Source organism: Actinomadura madurae, from assembly GCF_047130825.1.
GTDB lineage: Bacteria > Actinomycetota > Actinomycetes > Streptosporangiales > Streptosporangiaceae > Spirillospora > Spirillospora madurae.
This window is the reverse complement of sequence record NZ_CP083237.1, coordinates 309,685-333,265: the sequence shown is the minus strand read 5'-3', so window position 1 is coordinate 333,265 and position 23,581 is coordinate 309,685. Positions and strand designations below refer to the sequence as shown.

Genomic DNA, 23,581 nt, shown 5'->3' with positions numbered 1-23,581 from the left:
GGTCATGCGGCTCGGTCGTGGGAATCGACGGCGTGGAACTCATGGGCGAGTTCTTCGCGTGCGGCTTGGTGTCGTCGGCGGGCTTGGTCGGCGGCGGTGTTGGCCAGGAGGGCGTCTCCGGTGGTTTTCCAGCCGGACCCGATGTAGGACAGCCGGGCGAGGATGATCGTGGTTTCGGTGTCAAGGTCGTCTTGACGCTCAATCCGTTCGTCGGAGTAGTCCGGCCCTTGGGGTTGGGTGCGGCGGTAGTGGACGCGTGCGGCGCGTAGGGCGGCGAAGGTGACCGAGTAGTGGCGGGCTTTGGTGAGGAAGTGGCCGCCGAAGCCGAGCATGTGGGCCCAGCGGCGAAGTGATTCGAAGCCAGGGTGTTCGCCGAGGGCCCACGCGGCGTGGACGAGCCGTTCGGTGTGGGTGCCGGCCGGGTCGGCGTAGAGCCGGATGTTGTGGTCGTGGAGGCGGCAGGAGGTGTGTCCGGTGATCTCGGTGCCTTTGGTGGCGTATTTGGCGAGGTAACCGGCCACCATGGCGTCACTGACGGATTCGCCGTGCACGCTGATGATACGGACGTCGACCTGGTCGCCCCAGGTGATGGGCCATCCGTCGGGCCGTGCCGGGTGCGGGTCGGTGGTGCAGGTGATGTGCGCGGCGGCGGTTTTCACGGCGTCGTCGAGGTCGGCGGCGGTGATCCCGGGCGGCGGCGGGATGATGGCGGTCGGGTCGCTCTCGTCGATGCCGTCCAGGCGCAGCAGGGCATGAAAGTGGACGGCGCCGCGGGCTTGGAATTCGGCGACCTTGCCGTGCGAGACGCGCACTTTGGGCAGTCCACGTGCGCGGGCGAGCTGGTTGAGGCGGCGGGTGATCGCTTGTTTGGTGCGTCGCCATAGTTCGCCCGCGTGGTTGTTCCACACGGCGTGATGGTCGTGGTGGTAGCAGTCGGGGCACAGTGGTTGGCCGAGGTCGGCGTCGCCGGGTTGGTGGCGGGTGAAGCACGCGGCCAGTCGGCCATGTGGGCAGTGGTCGAGGGTGCGGCGGGCGTGGCAGGGGTCGGGGCGGCAGTTGCAGCGGGCCGGATCGGTGCAGGTGTGGCGGCGCACGTGCCGGGTGTGGACCGGGCCGAAGGACGGGGCGGTGAGGGTGGCGAACACAGCGGGGTGCCGTGCCACCGAAGCGGGGACGGTTTTGCCTCCGGCCAGGCCGGAGCGGATGAGGTGGAAGGCGTCGCGGCGGTAGGTGTCGGCGCAGGAGGGGCAGACCGCAGCACGGCGGTTGCCGCAGGCTTTGTAGATCACCCCGTCCGGCATGCCGGAGGTGGGCAGCGTGCGGGTGACTTCGCCGGTGCGGGTGTCGACGCTGTCGAGGTCGCCGAACAGCCGGACGGGGTGGGCGCATCCGGCGGCGGGCCAGACGTGGTCGAGCCAGTCGAAGTAGCCGTCTCCGGCGCGTTCGAGGGCGGTGTCGGCGCCGAGGACTTTGCGGCGGGTGATGCGTGAGGGCGGCAGCCGGTGGGTTGGGAAGCGCAGTTGGCGGGGTTCGGTGTTCGCCCCCGTACCCGGAGCCGGGGAAGCGGTTCCGGGTGCGAGAGCCAGCGTCGAACCGGACGCCGGTGGGTGCGTCACAGGCGATCCCCCTCGTGCTCAGCAGGGTGGGGGATGGTTGCCTGGAGGTCGCGCAGGATCACGGTGGCCTGGCCGGTGGTGATGCCGAGGTGTTCGGCGAGCGCGTCGGTGGTGATGGGCTGGCCGGTGTTTTGTTGGTGGGTGAAGGCGGCCACCCGGGCGCCGGTGATCAGGTGCGCCGGGATCGGATCAGCCGCAGGCGTGGCCGGGTGGTCGGCCGGGGTGGGGTGTTCGGTTTCGAGTGCGGGCACCTCGGCCGGGAGGGCCGGGGTGTCGACGTGCACGGCGGGAGCCATGCCAGGAGCCGGACCGCTGGGCCCGGTGGGTGTAGTGCGTGAGAGTACGAGTTTGGTCAGGGCCAGGAAGGCCAGGGCGGGGACGGCGGCCAGGAGCCATCCGGTGGGGCCGGGTTTGGCGACCGCGATTTGTGCGGCGATGGACAGGCTGGCGGCGGCGATGAGGACCGCCATGGGGTAGGTGACGGGTTGGTGGTGGCGTTTGCGGCGGCGGATCTCCAGTCCGGCGGCGGTGGGGGTGAGTTCGGTGGGGGTGAGTTCGGCGGGGGTGAGTTCGGTGGGGGTGAGTTCGGTGGGGGTGAGTTCGGAGATGACGGCGTTGGCCCAGCCGAACCAGTCGCCGGTTCCTTGTGGGCTGTTGGCCATGGTCCAGTCGTGGACGTGGGTGAAGGAGGCGGCGCCGGCCATCGAACCGACCAGTAGCAGGATGAGGACCTGGACGAGGTTCTCGATGCGTTCACCGTTCATCGGGGATCACCTCGGATGTCATGTCGCGGGCCAGGACCGGGCAGGGGTGGGGTTCGGCAGCGAACCAGCAGGTCCGGCAGTTGAACCCGGAAGCCAGGCCCGGGCCGCGATGGTCGGCGCAGAAGTGGCCTTCGGAGAGGTGTTCATGGACGCAGCCGCCGACCAGGTAGGCGGTGGCGGGACGGCCGCAGAGGCGTCCGGTCGCGAGCAGGATGACGCCGCAGGTGTGGTCGGCGAGGCGGCCGGTGGGGTGTTGGAGGGTGGGTTTGGTGATCATCGGTTCTCACCGCCCCAGCGCTGTTGTGCGGCTTGGCGGGTGATGCCGAGGGGCCGGGCTATGTCGGCCCAGGAGTAGCCATAGGCACGCAGGCCGGTGACGGCGTCATGGGTGGCGGTGTCGAGTTCTTCGGCGACCTCGGCCAGGTAGGCGAGGGCTTCCACGTCGCCGGAGGCGATACGGCGGCTGTAGGCCCGCAGGATGCGGCGCAGGAACGCGGCATATTCGTCGTTCTCGACCACGCGCCGCGCGGTTGGGTGTCAGGGCAGGGTTGACGGTGAAGTCGCTCATGCCAGGCCCCCGGACTTCTCAGCGCAGTCGAGGCATTCGCCCAGCGAGCGAGGAATGTAGTACCACCGCTCACACCCGCACGACGAGCAGATACAGCGAGCGCGCAGCGCTTTGGCGATGGCGGCCCGCTGGGCCGGGGTGGCGGTGCGCTTGGGCTTGGCCAGGTCTTGGCGGTACAGGTAGGCGACGCGGGCGCCGCGCCGCCACAGGATTTGTGCGGCGATGGGTTGTCCGCCGGGCCTCAGGCCCGCTTCGCGGAGCTGGCGCAGGGTGAGCAGGCCGGTCGGGGCCCACCGGTAGGGGTAGGTGGGCAGGCCGTAGCGCTCGCCGGTGGGGTCGTAGAACCGCAGGACGATGCCGTGTTCGGCGACGTCGTCCAGTGCCGGAACACGCCGGGTCGGGGTGTGGGCATGGGTAAGGTGCATTGCGTCCACTCCTTTTGCAAGTGGCTGGACGGCGGGGGCCGGAGGTCTTTGGCGAGAGGTCCGGCCCCGAGCCGTATCTAGAACCAGGTGGGTGGTTCCTCAACGAGGAGGATGGCGCCGCAGCGGGCGCAGTCGACCAGACCCGGGTGCTGCTGGTCGGCGGGTGCGTCGAGGTCGCAGGGCCACAGCCGCAGGTCGATGCAGCCGCAGTCGGGGCAGCGCAGGGCGCTGATGATGAGCTGGTCGGCCCAGCCGTTGAAGCAGTCGGGGCAGTAGATGTTCATGTCGGGCCAGGCCGACACGAGCCATTCGGCGTTTTCGGTGCTCATCATGTAGGCGCGGCAGTGGCAGCCGTCGCATTCCATGACCCAGCGTCCCCAGTCGGGTTTGCCGTTGGGCCGGTAGTACTTGTGGATCATTGGGCCCACACTCCGTGGCACGCGCCGCAGGTCAGCGCCATCTCGGTGGTGCGCTCGTCGACCACCACACGGATCTCATGGACATCGGTGGAGCCGCAGTACAGGCAGCGGGCGATGCGGTCGCCGATCAGTTCGGCGACGATGTGGGCGCGTTCGGGGTTGCAGGTGTGTTCCTGCGCCCAAGCACCGAGGGCCGGGTAGTCGCCGATGGCGACGGTGTGGGGTTCGAAGCACACCAGGCAGATGCCGGTGTAGCCGTTGGTCTCCGGGGTGATAGTGGTGACCAGGATCCGGGCCGCAGGGGGCTGTTTCGCGGGACTCATAGGGGTGCCTTTCTGCTCAGGCCGCCAGCACCGGGGCCGGTGCGGTGGCCGATGGAGGGGCAGGGGTGGTGCGGATCCAGGTGGCGTAGTCGACGAGGGTGTTGATCTGCTCGTCGGGCAGGTACGCGCCTTTGAACAGGGCGGGCACGCCGCCTTCGGCGATCAGATACGCCACGCCCTGATTGACAGGGGACATGTCGGCGGCGTTGAACCCCGAGTGGGCCCAGCCGTGGCCAAGGATGATGTCGCTGGAATTGGGAGTGGTGCAGCGGAAGGCCACCCGGAACCCGAAGATGTCGCGCAACGAGGTAGGGATGATGTCCACGCTCGGACGCTGGGTAGCGGCGATGACCGGGATGGCGCAGGCACGGCCACGCGCGACGACGTCACGCACGAGGGCGATGAATTCGGCCTGCTGCTCTTTGGTTCCGATGGTGGCCGAGTAGTAGGCCAGTTCATCGAGGATGACCGGGATCACCGAGACGCCGTCGGCAGGGGTGATCTTGCGGCGGTTGTGGGCGCGTAGCCAGGCGTAGCGGTTGTTCATCACCTGCTGCACACGCCGCAGCGTGACCAGGGCGTGCTCGATGTCGGGGCCGACGAATTCCTCGGCGAGGTCGGCCCACATGCCCAACTCGACGAGCTTGGGGTCCAGCAGCACCGGGCGGGTGCCGGCGGCCAGGAGGCAGTGCGCGGTGATGTTCTGTATCAGGCCGGACTTGCCGCCGCCGGGCTCTCCGGCGACCAGCATGTTGCGGTAGGCCAGCACCACATAGACGGGCTGGCTGAACTCGTCGACGCCCAGATAGACGGGGTCGAACATCGAAAGAATCGGCCCCACCGGTACAGCAGCCGATGTGGCCGCAGGTGGAACGGTCAGGGTTGCCATAAGGACGAGGTCCCTTCCAGAAGAGGGGACCCAGGCATGAGGCGACCCACGGCGGGTGACCTCATGCCCGGGGCCCGTGTGATGGGCAGGGAGGCGACGTCCCTGTCAGCGGCAGCAGTGCCGGGACGTCAGGTCACCGGTGATGGGTGTGGCGTCAGTTGGCCGCGATGATGAGCGCGGTGATCCAGAGCCAGGCGATGTGCCAGGACTGATCGAGGTGATAGGCGCCGGTACCGGTGGAGGGGTTGTCGTCGTGGCCGGGACGCGGAGCCCCGAGCCGGTAGTAGTCGCCCTTACCGATCCGATCGGCCAGGCGGGCCAGAGTGGAGCGCCGGTCGGCCCAGTAGTGGGAGGCCGCGTCCAAGGCCAGGGCGAGCGTCACGGTGATCGGGGACAGCGCGAGCCCGATCACCGTCGAGGTGACCGCGAGGGCGATGAGCTTGGTAGCGGTGATGGTGGCCACGTGCCAGCCGTGAAGCCCAGCCGGGACCGCCCTTGGTGCACGCTTGGTGGTGGGTCTGGATCCACTGGTCGCCGACGTGATGGGCGGCGTACAGAGCGGCGAAGACGGCCGCGAACACGGCCGCGCTGTTGTTGTACAGCATGAGAACAGCCCTTCCGGGGGACGAGTTTTCGGAGTGCTGGGATCAGACCCAGTCGAGGACGTCGTCAGGTGTCGACGACTTCGCCGACGCCGGAGCGGGAGCCGGGACCGGTTTAGATGCCGGCGGGGTGTCCGCCCGCTCGGTGCGCTTGTCGGTGCGCTTCTTGGCACGCGGCGGCTCGTCGGGTTCGACGGTGTCGGCCGGGATGTCGGGCAGGTCCAGTGCGGCCGGTGCCTCAGCAGCCGTCCGGGACGCTGCGGGGGTGTCGGGGTCGACCAGGTCGACCAGCGGGGAGTTCACCGTGCCGGTCAGCGCGTCGCGGCGCTTGATATCGGCCCGCACGAAGGCGGAATTGCGGGACGAGGCCCGCTCCACGGTGATGTTCGCGGCCCAGCAGGCGACCGCGATCTTGTCCAGGCGTGATTCCAAGTCGGCCAGCGACAGGCCGGGCCGCAGCCAGATCCACACGCGTTCCCCGACCGGGGTGGGCTTGGCCCACAGGATCAGCGGCAGACTGCCGGACCGGTTGGAGATGATGAACTCGTTGAAGCAGGCACGCAGCCGATGCCGGGAGATCAGGCACCAGGCCATCGCGACGATCCTGCGGCGTATGACCGGGACCCCAGCGGGCACACCGGCCACCACGGCGACGACCAGCACGCGCACGACCACACTCGTGTAGGTCGACAGCGCGGCGAACCCGAGCACGATCAGCGAGACCGTGACGATTTCGGGTGTCCACCACCACAGGACCCGGATGACGGGCCAGGCGGCGATGAAGCCCGCGACGGGCAGCGCCACGGCGATCCCGATCAGCAGACCGGCGGCCAGGGCCAGGATGGGGTGCCAGTACGAGGCCGCGACAGTCGCGGCCAGCAGACCGACCACGGCAGTGATGACGTAGAAGGCGATCTTGGCGGTACGGGCGTAGGACCGGGTAACGCGGTCCTCGATCAGCGTGACGGTTCCGCCACGTCCCGAACGGCCGAAGGAGCGGCCGGACGAGCCTCGCCCGAACGCGGGCAGGGACCTTAGACTTGGACATGATTCGTCCTTCCAGCAGAGGGATTGGATTGGCGGGGCCGGGGGTTGGCAGACCTATCCGGCCCCGCGCGCGTGTTCGAACGCCTAGCGGGTCAGGCGCTCGGCTTCCTGGCACTGCAACGAGCAGTGCTCGACACCACCCATGTCGGCGGTACTTCCGCCGCACTGTGTGCAGGTGGGTTCGTCAGCGGACGTGGCGTCCGCGACAGTGGGGTTGGGCCAGCACAGTTCGCTGGCAGCGTCCCGCTTCGGGGACTCTTCAAGGTGCGGAGCCATCACTTCTCAGCTCCCAGGTTGGACATGCCAGGCACGGCAGGATGGATGGTGGAACCGGAACCCAGATCAGGCCGACTTGGCCGCCGGACCGGACGCCTTGATCTCCACCGCGCGGAACGCCACACCGTTACGCCCGTTGGTCGCCCAGGGCAGGGCCTCCAACCGGGACACGGTGACGAACTGCCCCACCTTCACACTCGGCACTTCACCCGCCGTGGTGATGGTGATGACCTCGCCGCCGTCGTCGTCCTGGACGAACACCTGCGTCGACCACATCGGCCGGCCGGTGTCCCGCTCGGTCCGCTGACGCCCGTTCTGGTCCTTCTTCTCGACCGGGTCCTTCGACACCATGACCTGCTTCGCGCTGGTGTCCACGTAGAGCTTCACCAAGCTCTCCCTTCGACCTAAGGGCCGCACCGCCTCTCGGTGCGCTTCCCTTGCTGTGGCAATACGATCGGACGAGGGACGATTCTCGAACAGAGTGTCGATGGGTGATGATGGGTGATGATTGCTCGTCATCCCTCGCATCACCCCCGACGACATGCGCAGACTGGAGACGACACCGAAGCGGGAGGAGCACCTCGTGACAGAGGAGCGCCCAGATTGGGCAAAGCGGATCACCGCTGAACGAGAAGCCCGCGGTTGGAACAAGCCCCAGTTCATCGAGGCTCTACGGGCCCACGCCAACCGGCAACTGCCGGGCAAGGCGTCGATGCTTCGCCGCGTACACGCATGGAAGAGCGGCGACACCCGGCCCGATGATGACTACCGACCGCTCATCGCCAAGACGTTCGGCACGGTCACCGCAGCGATCTGGCCGGAGGCCAGTAGCCGGGACAGTGACGCCATGCTGGTTGCCGGAACCGGCATGGACACGCTGGAGATCCTCACGCGCTTGCGCGCATCATCGGCCGACCCGGCAGTCCTCGAAGGACTCCGCATCACCGTTGACCGGCTATGCAGCGAGTACCCGCACATGCCAGCCGATCAGTTGCTCATTGAGGGACGGGCGTGGCTTCGCCGCATCACGACTCTGCTGGACCGGCATCTGTCGCTGGCTCACCACCAGGAGATTCTGTCATTGGCGGGTTGGCTGGCTGCCCTGGTCGGGTGCGTCGAGTACGACACGACCAACCGATCAGCGGCCGAGGCGACCCGGCAGGCGGCACTTAGTCTCGGCGAGGAGTCGGGCGATGCCGAGGTCATGGCGTGGGCACAGGAAATGCGCGCGTGGTTCGCTCTCACCCGAGGAGACTTCCGAGGCGTTATCGCTGCCGCAGAAGCCGGTAGCGCCATGGCACCCAACTCACGCGCAGCCGTGCAGCTCCACGCCCAGAAGGCCAAGGCGTGGGCGCGAATCGGTGACCGTCGACAGGTCGAAGTAGCCCTAGACCAAGGCCGGACCCTATTGGAGCGACTGCCTACCCGGATAACCTGGATCACCACTTCGCGGTGGACCCGTCCAAGTGGGACTTCTACTCCATGGACTGCTACCGGTTGCTCGGTAGCGACCAGCCATCGAGCGCAGCCGAGAACAAGCTTGCGGAGACCTACGCCCAGGACGTCATCCGGATAGGGACCGACGCCGGTGGGGTGGAACGCTCACCAATGCGGAACGCGGAAGCACGGATAACTCTCGGGCTGATTGCCGCCAGGGAAGGCGACGTGGAAAGAGCCGTGGACTTCGGCGAGCGTGCCCTACATGGCGAGCGTAAGTCACTACCGAGTCTGCTCATGGTCTCCCGTGAACTCGGGGCCGTCATCAAGGAGCAGCACGAGTCAGAGCCGCGCGCCGTCGAGTACTTGGACCATCTTCGCCAACTGCAAGCAGCCGCCGGATAGCCGTCAAGTCGGAGTCCTGTCAGCACCTCAGCTAGCGTCCCGAATGTGCAACCGACGATGATCGTTTACGCCTGGGCCTGGGTCTTCTGCTTGAGGCGTTCGTAGGGGGTCTGGCCGCCGAGGCCGCCATGCGGTCGATCGTAGTTGTAGTAGTCCTCCCACTCGCGGAGCTTGTCGTTGAACACCTCGGCGCTATCGATCAGGACGCCGTCGAGCATCGCGTAGAACTCCTCGGCGTCGATGCGATGTGAGCGTTCCACCTTCCCGTTCAGCCGTGGCGTGCGCGGCTTGATGTAGGTGTGCGCGATGCCCTTGTCGAGCACGTGCCAGTGGAACGCGGACTGGAATTCGGCCCCGTTGTCCGTTTGGATGACCTCGACCTGGAACGGCAGACGCGACAGCACATAGTCCAGGAACTGGATCGCGGTCTTCTGGTTGAGGGTCGGGTAGATGCGCAGCACCCGCAGCCGTGTGCAGTCGTCGATGGCGGTGAACTGGTAGTACTTGTTGCGGCCGCCGCGGCGTCCGGTTGCGGCGCCGGCGATCGGCTCGATGAACTTCACGTCGATCTGAAGTCGGTGGCCGGGCAGCTGCTTCTCGTACCGCTTCCAGCGTTTGTCGTGCCGCTTGTAGCGCTGCGAGGCGGGCAGCCGGCCCATGTCCAGCCGTTTGAGGATCCGCCACACGCCGGACTTGGAGATGGTGATGTCGTGGTACCGCTTGAGGTACATCGCGATCTTCTCGGGCCCGAAGTGGTAGTTCTGCCGCAGGTAGATGATCTTCCCGACGACCTCGACGTGGGTGGCGTTCGGGCTGGTGTGGGGTCGCTTGGATCGGGTGCGCAGGTCCTCGACGCCCTCGGCCTGGTAGCGGCGGTACCAGATGTAGTAGGCCTGCCGGCTGATGCCGAAGTACCGGCACGTCATCGCGACGTTGCCGGTGACCTCCTCGACGTGCCGGATGACGGCCAGGCGCCGCTTGGCCTCACGGTCGAGCGGCGGATTGGGGCGGTCGGACTGGAGGTTGGAGGGCGACATAGATGATCTCCGTAGTGGCCGGAGACCCAGGTGTCAACGATGAGCGTCAGTTTTAGAAGCTAGCGTCCCGAACTCTGTGCAGACTTTCTGTACGTCTTCAAGGCGGCCCGAGTACCGGGCCGCACGCGCCGCCGACTCGGCGCCTGGCCCTCCGCCTCTGCTCAGGCGCCAGCTACGGGACCAGGCCGACGCCGGTCGGCAGACGCGAAAAGCAGCAGACGTCACGGGGCCGCACGAAGACGGAGACCAGATCACGGGGTCGAGCTGGCCGCGCCCGTGCCGCTGACCGGTTCCCGACTTGCGCGGGGACCCCGCGCGGGGCCTCACGACGGGCCAATGCGGGCAGGCAGGTGCCGCCCGCCCGCCGATCCAGGCTACGAGGCCCCGCCCCCACGCAAGTCCGGAACCGTCCAGCTCTACAAGAGCAGTTTCGTGCTTTTGAAAGAGTCATGGCTCTACTATTCGACTGTCTCTAGAAGCAGTCCTTCGGAAGCGTAACCACACGCTTCGCTGTACAACGATTTCTTCAATGCCGAAGAGCCCGCGATAGATATAACCGTCATAGTTTACGTTCTTCGCACGAACCTTGACGAGGTGATAAAGTGAAGGTTCCAAGCCGCCAAGTTGAGTCTTGACGATGCCATCGTAAATCGTTGGTGAAACGATAAGAACAAGATCTGCTTCAGTGTCGAGAAGTTCATTTCGGAGTATTTGAGAGTCCAACAATCGTCGGACAGTAATTGGCGCCTGCCCCACAGGGCCAAAAGAGCCAGGCATTAGCGTCCCGTGGTCCATTGCCAGCCGAACGCGTATACGCGGCAAAGGAGTGCGGTATCTATTGAGCTGTCCAAGCACTTGGGCGATCTTATTCGGATAAGTCGCAATCAGGCGAAGCCCATCAGTATCAACAGGAAGAAAGGCGAGCTCCCCATCCCCAGCCACCTGGCGATGCCAAGTGGCTCGATTAAGACCGGTCTGCGCCGCTGCACCGTCCAAGACGTAAGCGAGATCTTCCTGGATACGCATCTGATCAAGCATCGATAGACTGCTGAACCCCTCAACGTCTACCCCTACGACGAACTGATAGGCGAGCCCTACCCCGCCAAGCGTCGTGGACGTTCCCGGCGATGCCAGCGCAGGCAAACCTCCAGGCGGCGACCCCCAAGTTATAGCCACCGATACCCCTGCAGGACCCCAGCGACGCCGACATTCGCGCTATTCAAGATCATCGCTAGCATCCACCTCCTGCGCCTGAAGCGCACTGGGCCCCGCTCGCCCAATCATCCGTGACTGCAAGCATGTTTGCAAGTTTGCATGTACGCCAGCATGTACTTACCCGTGCTAGCTTGCACTTGGCAGGAGTGAACTGGCTCCGACTGCCAGGGGAGAGACCCATGCCCGAAGCTCGTACTCCGACTGTCCGAGCTCGTCAACTAGCCCGAGAGCTGCGACAACGCCGGATCACCGCCAACCTCACTGGCGAGCAGGCCGCTACCGAGTTGGGCTGGTCCTCCGCCAAAGTGTCGCGGATCGAAACCGCCCGCACCGCAGTTACAGTCGCGGACGTCAAACGCTTGCTGAACCTGTACCAGATCCCGGAGGCACAGGAGGAGCGGCTGGTCGAGCTGGCGCGCTCGGCTCAACAGCGAGGCTGGTGGGAAAGCGTCGCCGACCTCCCCGAGGGCTATAGCACCTATATCGGTCTCGAAGACGAAACATCGTTTCTGCGTTCATTCCGGCTCAGTATCGTCAACGGACTATTGCAAACCGAGAGCTATGCTAGGGCCGTCATTCGCAACACAGTGCCCAAGCTTCCACCTGGTGAGATTGAGCGCAAAGTTGAGATTCGCCTCAAACGCCAGAAACGCATCACAGAAAAAGACCCATTGAAGATATGGACGATCCTGGAAGAAGGCGTCATTCGCCGACTCATCGGTGGGGCGGAGGTAACACGCGAACAAATGAACCATCTATTGACGCTAAGTCAACGGCCGGACATTACGATTCAAGTTCTACCTTTCACTAAGGGCGCCCATCCCAGTATCGGTGTGTCTTTCAATATACTAAGCTTCTCGGGAGATATTCTTCCGGATGTGGTGCACGTAGAAGAAATGACCGGAGATCTTTTCATTGAAAACGAAAAAAGGGCCTTTCGGTATATGCTGGCATTTGAGGAACTCCAGCGAAGAGCGCTCACCGAGAGAGAGACGCAGGACTTTATCTCGAAAGCGATTGAGGAAATCAGGTAAATATCCCTTGAGAGGGATAAGTATTTGAAAGGCTATTCATCTTTGACTGCTCCAGAATGGCGCAAAAGCACTCACTCCGACTCGGCCGACTGTGTAGAAGTCGCAGGCGGTAGCAGGGTCGTCGAAACATCCATCTTGATCCGCGACTCCAAAGATCCACGCGGAGGCATTCTGTGCTTGTCTCTGCAAGATTGGCGATCGTTGATAATGCATGTGAAGACCGGGGGATTCGACGTCTCAACTCACTGACCAGTCAGTCAACGCTTCTATCAACTCTTAGCGTCGCCCATGGGAGGGTCAATCGATGCGCTGCTGGGGGTTGGTTATTCGCGCACAAGGGAGCCAACGAAAAGAGCTGCTGAGGGCGACGTCACCAGGGCGGGCACATCGAGGGCACATGAGCTTGCGATCATGTGCGAGTCGGCGAGAAACGTCGAGGGCTGGAACTCCTGGTGAGAGGGCGTGTCGACCGGAACGCACAGGTCTGCAGGGGTGCTTGCGAAGAACCCGGCTTACAGGCCAACTGATCCACAAGTGCGCCGGTGACGAATGCCGGCACCGAGCGGTTGCCCCCTAGTCAGATTCGATCGCGTCGTCAGGCTCGTCTTGCTGCCAGTTTCGGGGCCAGGGGCCGGAGGGTGGAGGCGGCCCAGCGATTCCAAGATCGCGGCGAGCACAGGAGTAGAAGTCATCGCGAGCCCGACTCACGCGCTGTACGGCAGCAACCCAGCCCTCTTGATCGTCTTTAGTCCGCGGACCCATAGCCCGATGTTCCAGACGCCCTCATGCCGTGCTCTGGCCGCTACGACGGTTTCCGCGTCTCCGACAAGCAGCACAGCTTCCCACTCAGCCTGACGCCGCGACTCGGCCTGGGCGAGGAGCCGCGTCCCCTCCTCAGGCTCCAGCGGGTCGACTGTGTACGCCAGCCCACGGTGAGCGGCAATGCGCTGCCCGATACTGATCTGGGTCTTCAGCGCGTTGGCGTAGTTTGCGTAGATCTCGAAACTTCTTCTCATCCCATCGTTCCGTTCTCGTCCTCCGCCAACGGGCGCGTTCGGTGAGACTGCTCGTCAGGTAAGAGCCCAAAGCTCCGATGATTACCCCTGCGAGAGCAGCGGCCTGGTCCAGGAATGCCACTTCGACCTCCTGATATCAGACGGCATGCACTTCAAAAGGGTTCAAGACCAAAAGCAACACCGTCGAATGACGGGGACCAGTTGGGGACCACACGCCATGCATCAAGACGAACATAGCCCTGATCGCCGAACATCGCACACACGTTCGAATGGTGTCGTGAGCTGCGAAGAGCACTCCCCCGCCGTCCTGGGGGTCAAGGGGTCGTGGGTTCAAATCCCGCCGTCCCGACAAGAAGTGCCAGCTCAGAGGCCGTTTCTCCACCACGGAGGACCGACCTCTTGATCGTTTGTTAGCCGTTCGTTAGCGAACCCAGCCGCCCCTCGCGGCACTCGCCCGGTTCACACGGGACCACAAGAGCACCCAACCCCAGAGCCGACGCCTGCCACGTGTTTAACTCCAAGGGGCGGAAGATCAAGCACGAGGGCGCCACGCGAGACCACGCTCTCTGGCAGACTCAGCCAGCACGCTGGGCCCGGGCAGGCCCCTCCTCACGTTGCCGACTTCACCGGCTGACGAGCAACAACGCCAAGCGGGCGGCGGCCAAGGCCCCCAGCCCCAGCGCAGACGAACGTGGAACGAGGACGTGCCGAGCCGCCTGGCGGCTCCCATGTCGCGGGCGCAGAAGTCGCGTGAGGTTCGGCCGGGTGGCCGTCCAGTCGAGGGGCCAGATCCGCAGATCCGGCCCCTGACCCATGCAAAGCCCATCCTGGCTTCGCGAGCTGGCGGCGTCCTCGCCGATTCCTGGGGCCAATCGGCCTGGTCACAGCGGCCTTCACGGCCGAGGGGTCTTCATAACGCTGGTCGAGAAGGGCCCGTACAGGCACGCCGACGCGGCGCGTTCTCGGCGGCCTCAGGGAGGCGAGATTGATGCAGCCCGGAGCGACGCCCCTCGCTTCTCCGACTGATTGCCGCTACCGACTCCATCGCCGATACAAGCGTCACCAGATGACTGGGGCACGCGAGTGGTAGGCACCCGATCCAGGCTTTCAGGCGATCCTGGCCGTCCCGCGTTGCCGAACCGAAGGCTCGCCCCCGCCAGGGGCTAATCGGAACTGAGCAGGGATCGAAGGGCGGCCGTGGGCACCCGATAGCAGGGGCCTATGCGGAGGACCTTGCAGGGGAAGTGGCCAGTCTTGGCGAGTTGATAGGCGTAGGTGCGGGAGAGACCGAGAGCTCGCGCGGCGGTGGTGATGGCAACGACGGTGGGCAGCTCGGCAAGTTCGGCGTTCGTCAGCGGTTGCATGCAGTGACCTCCGGTTTCGGAATCTCCGTTGTCGGCGAAGCAGGCTGATCAGGTAAGCACCAGCCGCTGTCGCAGGTGCCTTCGCCTTTGTCGAAGGGGAACGGTTCTGCGTGAGGGGTGACGTGAGGTGGGTGTGTCAAGTTAACGGCTGATCTTGGTTGGTTGCGTGGTCAGTGGATGGTCGGGGTGAGTCGGCCTTCGAAGGCGATCTGGAAGGCGTTCAGGGGTGCCTTCCAGCGCATGGTCCAGCGTTTGCGGCCCTTGCCGGTGGGGTCCAGGCTCATCAGTGCCATGTAGATGCATTTGAGGGCGGCGGCCTCGTTGGGGAAGTGGCCGCGGGCGCGGACGGCCTTGCGGATGCGGGCGTTCACCGACTCGATCGCGTTGGTGGAGCAGATCACCTTGCGGATCTCCACGTCGAAGGCCAGGAACGGCACGAACTCGGCCCACGCGTCCGACCACAGCTTCACGATCGCGGGATACTTGTGGCCCCAGGCGTCCTGGAACTCCAGGAACCGCTCGGTGGCCGCGTCCTCGCTCGGGGCGGTGTAGACCGGCTTGAGCGCACGTGCGATCTTGTCCCAGTCCTGCCGGGCGGCGTAACGGAACGAGTTGCGCAGCAGGTGCACCACGCAGGTTTGGACGGATGGTGCGGGGCCAGATCGTCTCCACCGCCTCGGGCAGGCCCTTCAGCCCGTCGCAGACCAGCATCAGGACATCGTCCAGGCCGCGGTTCTTCAACTCGGTGAACACGTGCAGCCGGTACTTGGCGCCCTCGCCGCCGTCCCCGGCCCAGATGCCCAGGATGTCGCGGTGGCCCTCCACGGTCACCGCCATCACCACATAGACCGGCCGGTTGGCCACCTGTCCGTCCCGGATCTTGACGTTGATGGCATCGACGAACAAGACGGGATAGACGCGGTCCAGCGGCCGGCTCTGCCACCCGGCCATGCCGTCCATGACCTTGTCGGTGATGGTGGAGATGGTCTGCTTGGACACGCTCGCGCCGTAGACCTCGGCCAGGTGCGCGCTGATCTCCCCGTGCGTGAGGCCCTTGGCCGACAGCGACAGCACCATCTCGTCCACCCCGGTCAGCCGGCGCTGCCGCTTGCGGACCAGTTGCGGCTCGAACGTGCCGGCGGTGTCGCGGGGCACCTCGACCTGCACGGGCCCGACGTCGGTGAGCACGGTCTTGACCCGGGTCCCGTTGCGGCTGTTGCCGCTGCCCCGGCCGGACGCGTCGTGCTTGTCGTAGCCGACATGGTCGGTGATCCCGCCTTCCAGCGCGGACTCCAGCACCCGCTTGGTCAGCTGCTGCAACAGCCCGCCCTCGCCGGTCAGCTGCAGCCCCTGGGTTCGGGCACGGTCCACCAGCATCGCGATCAACTAATCGTCCGACGCCGCAGCCGGCGGTGTCTGGACCGGCTCGGCGGACTCGTTCTCGGCGGCGGTGTCGGTCACCTGGCATCTCCTTGATCATCGGATCCGCCGTTCATTAGACACTCCCCATCCCCGCTCGTGGTGGTCGAGGAGTTGGACCGCCTCAAGGAGAGCAGCAAGAAGCACACCCTGCTGGCGCGCCGGGTACACCACGGCGGTCATCAACCGGGTGCTGCCGGACTCCAACGAGACCGGCGTCCTGCGGAAAGCGGGCTACGCGCCCGGCCGCGGCACGATCACCCTCGAAGCACTGATGGACCGGCCCGGCCACGTCCGCCGGGCGAATCCCACTACGCCAGGCCTGATGTGGCCAGGAGCGGATCAGATTGATACATAGTCGAGACTAACCTTCATCACTATCATCTCACCATGGACACGGAACAGAGCAATGATCTAAGAATCTTCTGCCGGCAAGTCCGACAGCGCTCAGTAGAGCACCAGGAAGCCATGCCCGTCGTCATAGAAAATGGCTGGCGATCGATTAGCGTAGGAATCCTGCGACAAGAGCTAGACTCAATGGTCCGCGTAATCTATCTGAATTCACAGCCACCCGAACGTCAGACCCAACTACTTGCCGACTCGGTGAATGGTGAGCGCTGGAGAAGCACATCAGGAAAACCAATATTCGATAAGCAGATGGTAGATAATACGGGAATTTCAGATGGCTGGCCCAAGATGGTTTACAGGTTTGGCTGCACCTTCATTCACCTGTCCAGTTCTCACGACCATATGGCGCGCGACCCATTCCAAGCATTACCCCGCCATGAACGACAGATCATTGTTGACTACATCAACTATTACCACAGAAACAAGCCTCTCGATCCAGTAACGACTGATTCTGATTTTGAGAGCGTACACCTCTATGTGCCATATATTCTAGAAAAGATATCTACGAACCTTGAGTTCGAACTCGAAAAACTCGAGCATGGCAAGCTCACTTAGCATTGATCTCGACATTCCCTCGATTCAACCCGGTTAAGTACAGCGACCGGACGACGCACATCCGGCAACTCCACCCGCGATGCCGCTTTTAATCCGTAGGTTGTGGGTTCGAGTCCCACGCGACCCACTACCCCTGACCAGGGCAAACGCGGGATTGCCCGGCTTGTCCACCGCCCGACATGCCCCGCTTCGTCCCCGTGGCGGCTCGGTGGCGGCTCGGCGGCTCAATCCGGGTCCAGCATCCACCCTGGCAGCGCCCCGAAACCGGGTACTCGTCACCCGCTCAGCCGGTCATGTCGCGCACAGAACCAGCGGCCAGAGCCGCCAGAGCAGTCAGCAACGCACTTCAACGGGCGTGAATCCGCAGGTCCGCAGCCCAGCGCAGGCGGCACCATCAAGCACTCCCCACCAAGCCGGTCGTGAAGAGCAGCCATGATCAAGAGTGCGACACGGGCCGTCTACGCTCGTGACCTCCGAGATCGTGATTGCTGGGCGCGTCGCACTTGTAGGTTCACACCGCTGGTGTTGAGGCGGAATCGGGCCATCTATGTACTGACCTGGTACTTGGCGGCGATGTGGTCGGCGGGCGCGTTGGCGAAGGCTTCGCGGAGGAGGATCTGGCGTGGGAGGAGGAGGCAGCCTGCCAGCCAGTTGGCTTCTTCCTCCTGGTCAGGGTCACAGGTGAAGAAGACGTTCCCCCCGAGGGTCTGCAGTTCCCTGACCTCGTGGCGCAGCAGGATGTGCGCGATCTCGTGGGCGATGTCGCTGTTCGTTCGTGCCGGGTCGTTAAGCGGGTTGCAGACGATGACTACGCGATCACCGGGGAGGTGAAACGAGGCGGCGGAGAAGGCCCGTCTTGTTCGGCGATGAGCTCTTGGAGCTTTCGGATGTCGATAAGCTGGTCCGCAGGAACAACCTCGATGTTGAGGTGGCGGGCCAATACACGGACATCGACGGGCGTGGCGGCCGTAAGGCCCATGTCGCTTCTGGTCCTGTCAGCCAACCGTTCGGCCTGGGCTTTGAAGCCCCGGCGCACCGCTATGTCCCCCGTCCTAGACGCGGAGAGCCTGATTCCAGTTGGTGCTGCATCTCCGACAGGATTTCTCCGAGGAGTTTCGCGGCTCGGGGGGTGAAGGTCTTGGCCGCGCGGAGGTGCACGGTCACCTCCGCGTTCTTCTTCGCCAGCGTCCAGTAGAGCTCGCGGACGACCTCAGCGATCGACTCGGCCGCGGCAGGCGTGAGGTTGGGGTCTTGCGCGAGCCTGGTCGCGATGACCTCACAGGGGTGGTTTTCACCCGGAACATCGCGGGTTGGAAGAACCGTTTCTGCCGGCACGGACGTCGACCACCTCGCCGCACCATCGGCACCACCGCTCCGAGGAGATCGACAAGTCCAGAGGCTCCAGCGGGATCAGTCCGGTTTGCGGACGACGGCCGCTACGTCGGCGGGCACCGAAAGGTCGGGCAGAAACGCTGCCCTCGTTCCCATTCGGCCTCGACGGCGGCGGCTGAGGCCATGTGGGGCTCACCGGTCGTGGCTTGACGGCGACGGATGCGGCGTTGCAGGTTGCAGAACGCACGGCGGCGCGGCTGGGCGGTCATGGCGTCCTTCACGAGCGGAGTCCTATGCACACCGCTGGACGGCATGATCTCGGGGGGGGAGCCACGCGCCGTCCCGGACGCTTTGTCCTCGGCGCACCGGTGGCGTAGGCACCCGGTACTCAGACTGGCGCCCCAAGTCCGCCCAATGTGCGCTCGGCCTCCCGTTACGGGATTACCCGCCAGACACCTACTGTGCAACACTACAGAGCAACTGGGTACGCAAAGCGGTACATTTGTACCCATCAACGGACCGGCCGGTGGTGGTGTTCGTCACCAGCGCGGCAGGGGGCGGTCGCTGCCGCGAGCCAAGAGTGCAGGCGTAAGCAGCGCTCGGTCTGCTGCGCGGATGACAGCGACGCTTCAGGTCATCCAGATCCCGAACACACCTGGGAGGAAGGCGATGATCAGAGCACTGGTGGTGGGCGCTTTCGACGATCACGCTGCCATCACTGTGGCTGAGCGCGTGACCCCACAACCCACACCGAGCCGCTCAGTCATTATTGATGTGAGGGCGGCTGCCCTCGGTTTTCCGGACGCTCTCATTGCACGAGGGCTGTACCAAATCAAGCCCGACCTTCCGTTCGTCCCCGGTATGGAGGTGTACGGCACGGTGCGGTCGGCGCCGGCTGACTCCTCGTGGTCCGAAGGTCAGGCAGTCGTTGCCCTAACAGGTGCGTACGGCGGGTGCGCGGAAGTGGTCGCGGTGCCCGAAGACTGGGTCTATCCCGCACCGACGGGATTGGAGCCGGCCGCTGCGGCAGCAAGTACCGTCAACTTCCATACCGCCTACTTCGCACTTGTCCGCAGAGGACGGTTGCAGCAAGGCGAGCGGGTGATCGTGCACGGCGCGGCCGGCGGGGTGGGAAACGCCGCGGCGCAACTCGCCCTGGCGCTGGGCGCCGAAGTGATCTCTGTCGGGCGGGGGGACGGCCCACCTGCCAACTGGCCCCCGACCGGCGGTCACCACACGTGGATCAGCCCCGCAGACGACTGGGCCGAACACGTGCGCGCCGCTGTCGGGCAAGCCGGCGGCGATCTGATCATCGACCCGGTCGGCGGTTCCTGGACCAGGGAGAACTTGCGGCTGCTCGCACCCGAGGGGCGAGTCATCTCGGTCGGGTTCGCCTCGGGCGAGATCCCGGAGGTGGGGTTCAACCGTCTCCTGCTCCGCAACATCACGGTTGCGGGAGCCGCATGGCGAGAGTTCGTCACCGAGACCGCACCGTCCTATGGTCTCGAAATCGCTCATCGGCTGAATCCCCTCTTTCAGGACGGCAGCCTACGGTCTGTACCCTCCGCCATCCTCACCCTCGCCCAGGCGCCCAACGCTCTCCGTGACCTCGCGGAGGGGACACGGCGCGGCCGAGTCGTCGTGACGTTCGGAGCCAACTGATGGGCTATTACCTGGAGGATTTCAGCGTCGGTGACGTCTTCCGCACGCAGGGACGCACGATCACTGAATCCGATATTTCCTCCTTTGCCAACCTGACGTGGGACACCAACCCGGCGCATACCGACGTGGAATACGCGAAGCAGGGTCGGTTCGGCACAACGATCGCGCACGGGATGCTTGGCATCTCGGCGGCGATGGGCCTCGCATCGACACTCGGTATCTTTGAAGGCACCTCGATCGCGCTCCTGACCGTCGAAGACTGGACATTTCATTCGCCCGTTTTCGCTCGCGACACCATCACCTGCGAAATCGAGATCGTATCGACGCGCAGAACGAGCAGCGGCACGGCTGGGGTGCTCGGGCGTCGATTCCGCCTCTCGAACCAGGAAGGAACCGTCGTCCAGTCGGGGTCCATCAGTCTGCTGATCAAGGCTCGGTCTGTCGGCTCGGGTCGATCGGACCCGGGTGGTTGATCCGACTCAAGCGACCATCAACCGACTGTAAAACCCAGGGGCTGCCCGGACCGGCTCTCGATCGCCAAGCCGATCGCCACCTATGGCATCACTGCGGGCTTACCGCCCCCGCGTGATCACGACCTGTCCGGGCCGCCTCCAGGACAGCCTTGAGGAGCCTGTTCTGGCGTTGCAAGATCCCTGTTCGACGGTGGCCTGGAGGCCGGACGGGGATCGGGTCGGGTTTCACCGCGGGCGGTCCGCCTCACTGGTCATCTCTACGCGCGATGGAGCCCACGTCATACTTGTTCTGTGATGGCTGGGGCACGGGATTCGAATCATGGATCGATACGTCGTCGGCGAGTGGACCAGGAGCGTCGTGCTACGTTGCTCAGGGACCTGGAAGAGATCATGCTCGCTGAGGGCTTCAAGGCCCTCAGCATGGACGATCTGGCGCACCGCCTGCAGTGCTCAAAGGCAACGCTTTACAGCGTTGCCAGAAGCAAGGAACAACTGGTGACGGCGGTGACGAAGCGGTTTTTCCAGCAGGCGACCGAGCAGATCGAGCAGGCCGTGGCCGCTGTGGCCGATCCGAAACAACGCATCCCGGCCTACCTGTCGGGGGTGGGCAAGGCGATGAGCCGGTGTTCCTCGGAGTTCTACACCGACATGATCGGCTTTGCTCCCACCGCGGAGATCTACCAGGTCAACTCCAAGGCTGCGGCCCGACGTGTGCAAGAGCTGATCGCTGCCGGTGTCGAGGGTGGGGCGTTGCGTCCGATCGACGGCCACTTCGCCGGGCACCTCGTGGCGCTGGCCATTGAAGGGGTGCAGTCCGGGGCACTCCTGGCCAGTACTGGGCTCAGCGCAGGGGAGGCGTACACCGAGATGGCGGATCTCCTGCTGCACGGCCTCACCATGCCCCCGGCGTTGGGCGAGGGCGGGCGCCAAATGTAAAACGGCACCCCATCCCGCGTGTACGGGGAGTAACGCACGCCCCCACCGGAAGAGCCCGAAGATCAAATCCACAGGTATTGACTATTGCTCTACGGCCGATCAATGTGCGCCGCCGCAACTCACGCTTGCGGGTCTGCCCCACCGCTCGATCATCGAGTTCACACGACGACTCGAACACCGCTCGGCGGAATCTCAAGCCGCACTGGCCGATGAGACCTCAGACTCGGGAGACGGTCGCCCTGGCCAAGGCTCCGGTCGCCCGTCTCACTCCTGCGGAGTTTCGGCAACCCGTTGTAGTACCCCGCCGCCATGCCTTGTGTACCGGAACCACCCTGGCAGACGCATCTCGATCAGAGCAGCCTCTTGAGCTGGGCCGATGCGCAGGTATTTGGCGCCGCAACAGTACCGAACGACGGGCCTGCGTTGCTCAGTGAGGACGGGGTCCGTGTCGGTCACTGTCCATCTCGGTCGGCGAGTTCGGCTCGTCGCGGCTCCGCAGCAGATAGCGCTGCGTCTTGCCGCTGGGGGTCTTGGGCAGGCCCTCGATGAAGTGGATCGCCCGGGGATAGGCGTGTGCGGCGTAGCGAGTCTTGACCCACTCCTGCAGTTCGGCGGCCAACTCCGGTGACGCGGCGCTGCCCTTCCTCACGACGACATACGCCTCAATGACCTCGCCGCGAGCCTCGTCTGGTGCGGCGATAACGCTGCACTCGGCGACGTCGGGGTGCTGGGCGAGGACGCTCTCGATCTCGAACGGCCCGATCCGATAGCCGGCCATGATGATGACGTCGTCGTCGCGCGAGGTGAAGAAGAAGTCGCCGTCGGCGTCGACCGACCCGGTATCACCGGTAAGGTACCAGCGGCCGTCCGCGGTGAATTTGGACGCGCTCTGGCCCGGCGTCTGGTAGTTGCGGAACGTCATCAGCGGGCTCGCGACATCAATCGCGATTCGGCCGAGCACGCCGGTTCCAGCCGGCTCGTCCCGTTCCTCGGCTAGGACGGTGAGGCTCCAGCCGGGCAGCGGCCTCCCCATCGACCCGGTCTTGATGGGCCGGGCGAGCTCGGCGTGATGGTGATTGGCCAGAGTCATGCCGATCTCGGTCTGGCCGAAGTGGTCGTGCACCTCCAGGCCGAGCGCGCGGCGGGTCCACTCGTTGATCTCGGGGGTCAGCGGCTCCCCGGCACTGGATGCTCTCTCCAGGCACAGCCCCCGAGGCACGGGCACCGAAGAGGTGCGTAGTTGCCGGTACACGGTCGGGGCGGCAGCGAAGTCCGTCACCGCATGGTCGACGAGCGTCCGCCAGGTCTTCTCGACGGAGAATCCGCCCGCCAACAGCAGACTGGGGATGCCGACGACCATCGGGGCGATGATGGCCGCGTACAGCCCATAGGCCCACCCCGGGTCAGCCGCACACCAATAGCTGCCATCCTGGGGAACTGCCTGGGCATACTCCAGGTACACCTGCCATCCCGCGAGGTACGACACGGGGTGAATGACGCCCTTGGGCTTGCCGGTGGTGCCGGAGGTGAACATGTGCACCAACGGCCCTTCTCCGCCGACGGCGACGGCCGGTCCCGGCTCCGGCGAGGCGGCCGCGATGAGGTCGCTGAGCATCACGTCATCGCCGAACCTGGCGGTCCCCGCGACGAGGATGCGGCGCTGCGGATCATCCGGCATGTCCGGGCCGGGGTCAAGCTTGTACCGCTGATCCGGGTCGACGATCACGACTCGCGCACCCGAGCCTTCCAGGCGCATGGCGATGGCCTGGGGGGCGAACGCGGTGAACAACGGGACGTAGACCGCGCCCAGGCGCCAGAGCGCGAGGATGACGGTGACGAGTTCGGTGCTCTTGCCCATCAGGGTCGCCACCCGATCGCCCGGTCCCACACCGAGCTCCTGCAACGCCCGCGCATACCGGTGCGAGTTCGCCGCGAGCTGCCCGAAGGTCAGGACAGACCTGCCTCCGGCGGCATCGACCACCGTGAACGCCACCCTGTCAGCAGGGTGCCGGTCGCACAGCAGCAAGGCCACGTTCACCTCAGGCGACGTGAACCTGCCGGTCAGCTCGGTCACCCGGTCAGCGGCCCTCATCGCCGGCCCTTCCGGACCCCGCGCAGCCGCACGATGGCACTGCACAGCCGCCGCCCATCAGGGTCCAGAGCCGCGACACGAACCACATTCACACGGGAGTGCTGCATCATTGCTCCTTGTCAAGTCAACGGTGAAATTACAAATATTCAGTCAATTACTCATTTATGGCCTTTCCTGCTGGTCCACAGGCAGTTCGACGTATGTCTCCCGCAATTGGGCTCGCAGATAGCCGGTTTCGATCGGCCTCAGTGAGGTCGGCACACGCGG

The 23,581-nt window shown here is 65.0% G+C and carries 25 protein-coding genes and 1 pseudogene; 7 read left to right on the top strand and 19 right to left on the bottom strand.

Annotation, left to right across the window (positions count from 1 at the left end; genetic code table 11):
* Positions 1 to 2: 2 nt before the first annotated feature.
* The 11 genes from K8Z49_RS01510 to K8Z49_RS01460 all read right to left on the bottom strand — a co-directional run bounded on the left by K8Z49_RS01510 (position 3) and on the right by K8Z49_RS01460 (position 7,316).
* The gene (locus K8Z49_RS01510) at positions 3 to 1,616 is read right to left on the bottom strand and encodes a replication initiator (protein ID WP_412517460.1); all 1,614 of its coding nucleotides are present in this window, start codon (positions 1,614 to 1,616) and stop codon (positions 3 to 5) included.
* Positions 1,613 to 2,380: a hypothetical protein gene (locus K8Z49_RS01505; protein WP_412517459.1), complete on the bottom strand. Its 768-nt coding sequence runs from the start codon at positions 2,378 to 2,380 to the stop codon at positions 1,613 to 1,615. Before K8Z49_RS01505 ends, K8Z49_RS01510 begins: the two co-directional genes overlap by 4 nt.
* Complete coding sequence (locus tag K8Z49_RS01500; protein ID WP_412517458.1) at positions 2,370 to 2,657, bottom strand: hypothetical protein; 288 nt, start codon at positions 2,655 to 2,657, stop codon at positions 2,370 to 2,372. Before K8Z49_RS01500 ends, K8Z49_RS01505 begins: the two co-directional genes overlap by 11 nt.
* A complete protein-coding gene (locus K8Z49_RS01495; RefSeq protein WP_412517457.1) occupies positions 2,654 to 2,899 on the bottom strand; it encodes a hypothetical protein in 246 nt (81 codons plus the stop codon). The genes K8Z49_RS01500 and K8Z49_RS01495 overlap by 4 nt, the downstream gene beginning before the upstream one ends.
* A gap of 45 nt (positions 2,900 to 2,944) precedes the next feature.
* Positions 2,945 to 3,373: an RRQRL motif-containing zinc-binding protein gene (locus K8Z49_RS01490; protein WP_412517456.1), complete on the bottom strand. Its 429-nt coding sequence runs from the start codon at positions 3,371 to 3,373 to the stop codon at positions 2,945 to 2,947.
* Between the two features lie 77 nt (positions 3,374 to 3,450).
* Positions 3,451 to 3,792, bottom strand: coding sequence for a hypothetical protein (locus K8Z49_RS01485; RefSeq protein WP_412517455.1), 342 nt, complete (start codon positions 3,790 to 3,792; stop codon positions 3,451 to 3,453).
* Positions 3,789 to 4,115, bottom strand: coding sequence for a hypothetical protein (locus K8Z49_RS01480; protein ID WP_412517454.1), 327 nt, complete (start codon positions 4,113 to 4,115; stop codon positions 3,789 to 3,791). The genes K8Z49_RS01485 and K8Z49_RS01480 overlap by 4 nt, the downstream gene beginning before the upstream one ends.
* Before the next feature lie 16 nt (positions 4,116 to 4,131).
* A complete protein-coding gene (locus K8Z49_RS01475) occupies positions 4,132 to 4,938 on the bottom strand; it encodes an FtsK/SpoIIIE domain-containing protein (protein WP_412517453.1) in 807 nt (268 codons plus the stop codon).
* Positions 4,939 to 5,158: 220 nt separating this feature from the next.
* Positions 5,159 to 5,467, bottom strand: a complete 309-nt coding sequence (locus tag K8Z49_RS01470; RefSeq protein WP_412517452.1) for a hypothetical protein — start codon at positions 5,465 to 5,467, stop codon at positions 5,159 to 5,161.
* 184 nt (positions 5,468 to 5,651) lie between these two features.
* Entirely contained in the window at positions 5,652 to 6,497 is an 846-nt protein-coding gene (locus K8Z49_RS01465) for a hypothetical protein (protein ID WP_412517451.1), read from the bottom strand.
* Between the two features lie 498 nt (positions 6,498 to 6,995).
* Positions 6,996 to 7,316 carry a hypothetical protein gene (locus tag K8Z49_RS01460; protein WP_412517450.1) on the bottom strand — a complete coding sequence of 107 codons (321 nt, stop codon included), beginning with the start codon at positions 7,314 to 7,316 and terminating at the stop codon, positions 6,996 to 6,998.
* Positions 7,317 to 8,381: 1,065 nt separating this feature from the next.
* Between K8Z49_RS01460 and K8Z49_RS01455 the strand changes: the two genes are divergently transcribed.
* Positions 8,382 to 8,771 carry a hypothetical protein gene (locus K8Z49_RS01455; protein ID WP_412517449.1) on the top strand — a complete coding sequence of 130 codons (390 nt, stop codon included), beginning with the start codon at positions 8,382 to 8,384 and terminating at the stop codon, positions 8,769 to 8,771.
* 65 nt (positions 8,772 to 8,836) lie between these two features.
* Here K8Z49_RS01455 and K8Z49_RS01450 read toward each other — a convergent pair whose 3' ends face one another.
* Together K8Z49_RS01450 and K8Z49_RS01445 are read right to left on the bottom strand one after the other, a co-directional pair.
* Complete coding sequence (locus tag K8Z49_RS01450) at positions 8,837 to 9,808, bottom strand: IS481 family transposase (RefSeq protein ID WP_412517448.1); 972 nt, start codon at positions 9,806 to 9,808, stop codon at positions 8,837 to 8,839.
* Positions 9,809 to 10,255: 447 nt separating this feature from the next.
* Positions 10,256 to 10,846, bottom strand: coding sequence for a hypothetical protein (locus K8Z49_RS01445; protein WP_412517447.1), 591 nt, complete (start codon positions 10,844 to 10,846; stop codon positions 10,256 to 10,258).
* A 356-nt stretch (positions 10,847 to 11,202) separates the two neighbouring features.
* Here K8Z49_RS01445 and K8Z49_RS01440 point away from each other — a divergent pair, with 356 nt between their 5' ends.
* Positions 11,203 to 12,057 carry a helix-turn-helix domain-containing protein gene (locus K8Z49_RS01440; RefSeq protein ID WP_412517446.1) on the top strand — a complete coding sequence of 285 codons (855 nt, stop codon included), beginning with the start codon at positions 11,203 to 11,205 and terminating at the stop codon, positions 12,055 to 12,057.
* A 24-nt stretch (positions 12,058 to 12,081) separates the two neighbouring features.
* Positions 12,082 to 12,306, top strand: a complete 225-nt coding sequence (locus tag K8Z49_RS01435; protein ID WP_412517445.1) for a DUF397 domain-containing protein — start codon at positions 12,082 to 12,084, stop codon at positions 12,304 to 12,306.
* A 455-nt stretch (positions 12,307 to 12,761) separates the two neighbouring features.
* Here the strand turns inward: K8Z49_RS01435 and K8Z49_RS01430 are convergent, their stop codons facing one another.
* The 3 genes and pseudogenes from K8Z49_RS01430 to K8Z49_RS01420 all read right to left on the bottom strand — a co-directional run bounded on the left by K8Z49_RS01430 (position 12,762) and on the right by K8Z49_RS01420 (position 15,814).
* Positions 12,762 to 13,073, bottom strand: a complete 312-nt coding sequence (locus tag K8Z49_RS01430; protein ID WP_412517444.1) for a hypothetical protein — start codon at positions 13,071 to 13,073, stop codon at positions 12,762 to 12,764.
* Between the two features lie 1,163 nt (positions 13,074 to 14,236).
* Positions 14,237 to 14,437 (bottom strand): helix-turn-helix transcriptional regulator, encoded by a 201-nt coding sequence (locus K8Z49_RS01425; protein WP_412517443.1) that lies wholly within the window; start codon positions 14,435 to 14,437, stop codon positions 14,237 to 14,239.
* 170 nt (positions 14,438 to 14,607) lie between these two features.
* Positions 14,608 to 15,814 (bottom strand): annotated as a pseudogene (locus K8Z49_RS01420) (IS256 family transposase).
* Positions 15,815 to 16,246: 432 nt separating this feature from the next.
* Between K8Z49_RS01420 and K8Z49_RS01415 the strand changes: the two are divergent.
* Positions 16,247 to 16,819: a hypothetical protein gene (locus K8Z49_RS01415; RefSeq protein ID WP_412517442.1), complete on the top strand. Its 573-nt coding sequence runs from the start codon at positions 16,247 to 16,249 to the stop codon at positions 16,817 to 16,819.
* A gap of 545 nt (positions 16,820 to 17,364) precedes the next feature.
* Here K8Z49_RS01415 and K8Z49_RS01410 read toward each other — a convergent pair.
* Both K8Z49_RS01410 and K8Z49_RS01405 read right to left on the bottom strand, forming a co-directional pair.
* Positions 17,365 to 17,760, bottom strand: a complete 396-nt coding sequence (locus K8Z49_RS01410) for an ImmA/IrrE family metallo-endopeptidase (protein WP_412521327.1) — start codon at positions 17,758 to 17,760, stop codon at positions 17,365 to 17,367.
* A 97-nt stretch (positions 17,761 to 17,857) separates the two neighbouring features.
* Positions 17,858 to 18,154 carry a hypothetical protein gene (locus tag K8Z49_RS01405; protein WP_412517441.1) on the bottom strand — a complete coding sequence of 99 codons (297 nt, stop codon included), beginning with the start codon at positions 18,152 to 18,154 and terminating at the stop codon, positions 17,858 to 17,860.
* A 612-nt stretch (positions 18,155 to 18,766) separates the two neighbouring features.
* Here K8Z49_RS01405 and K8Z49_RS01400 point away from each other — a divergent pair.
* The 3 genes from K8Z49_RS01400 to K8Z49_RS01390 all read left to right on the top strand — a co-directional run bounded on the left by K8Z49_RS01400 (position 18,767) and on the right by K8Z49_RS01390 (position 21,222).
* On the top strand, positions 18,767 to 19,813 hold the full coding sequence (locus K8Z49_RS01400; protein WP_412517440.1) for a zinc-binding dehydrogenase: 1,047 nt from the start codon (positions 18,767 to 18,769) through the stop codon (positions 19,811 to 19,813).
* Positions 19,813 to 20,286, top strand: coding sequence for a MaoC/PaaZ C-terminal domain-containing protein (locus K8Z49_RS01395; protein WP_412517439.1), 474 nt, complete (start codon positions 19,813 to 19,815; stop codon positions 20,284 to 20,286). The genes K8Z49_RS01400 and K8Z49_RS01395 overlap by 1 nt, the downstream gene beginning before the upstream one ends.
* 366 nt (positions 20,287 to 20,652) lie before the next feature.
* Entirely contained in the window at positions 20,653 to 21,222 is a 570-nt protein-coding gene (locus K8Z49_RS01390; RefSeq protein ID WP_412517438.1) for a TetR/AcrR family transcriptional regulator, read from the top strand.
* A gap of 427 nt (positions 21,223 to 21,649) precedes the next feature.
* Here K8Z49_RS01390 and K8Z49_RS01385 read toward each other — a convergent pair whose 3' ends face one another.
* Positions 21,650 to 23,296, bottom strand: a complete 1,647-nt coding sequence (locus K8Z49_RS01385; protein ID WP_412517437.1) for an AMP-binding protein — start codon at positions 23,294 to 23,296, stop codon at positions 21,650 to 21,652.
* Between the last annotated feature and the right edge of the window lie 285 nt (positions 23,297 to 23,581).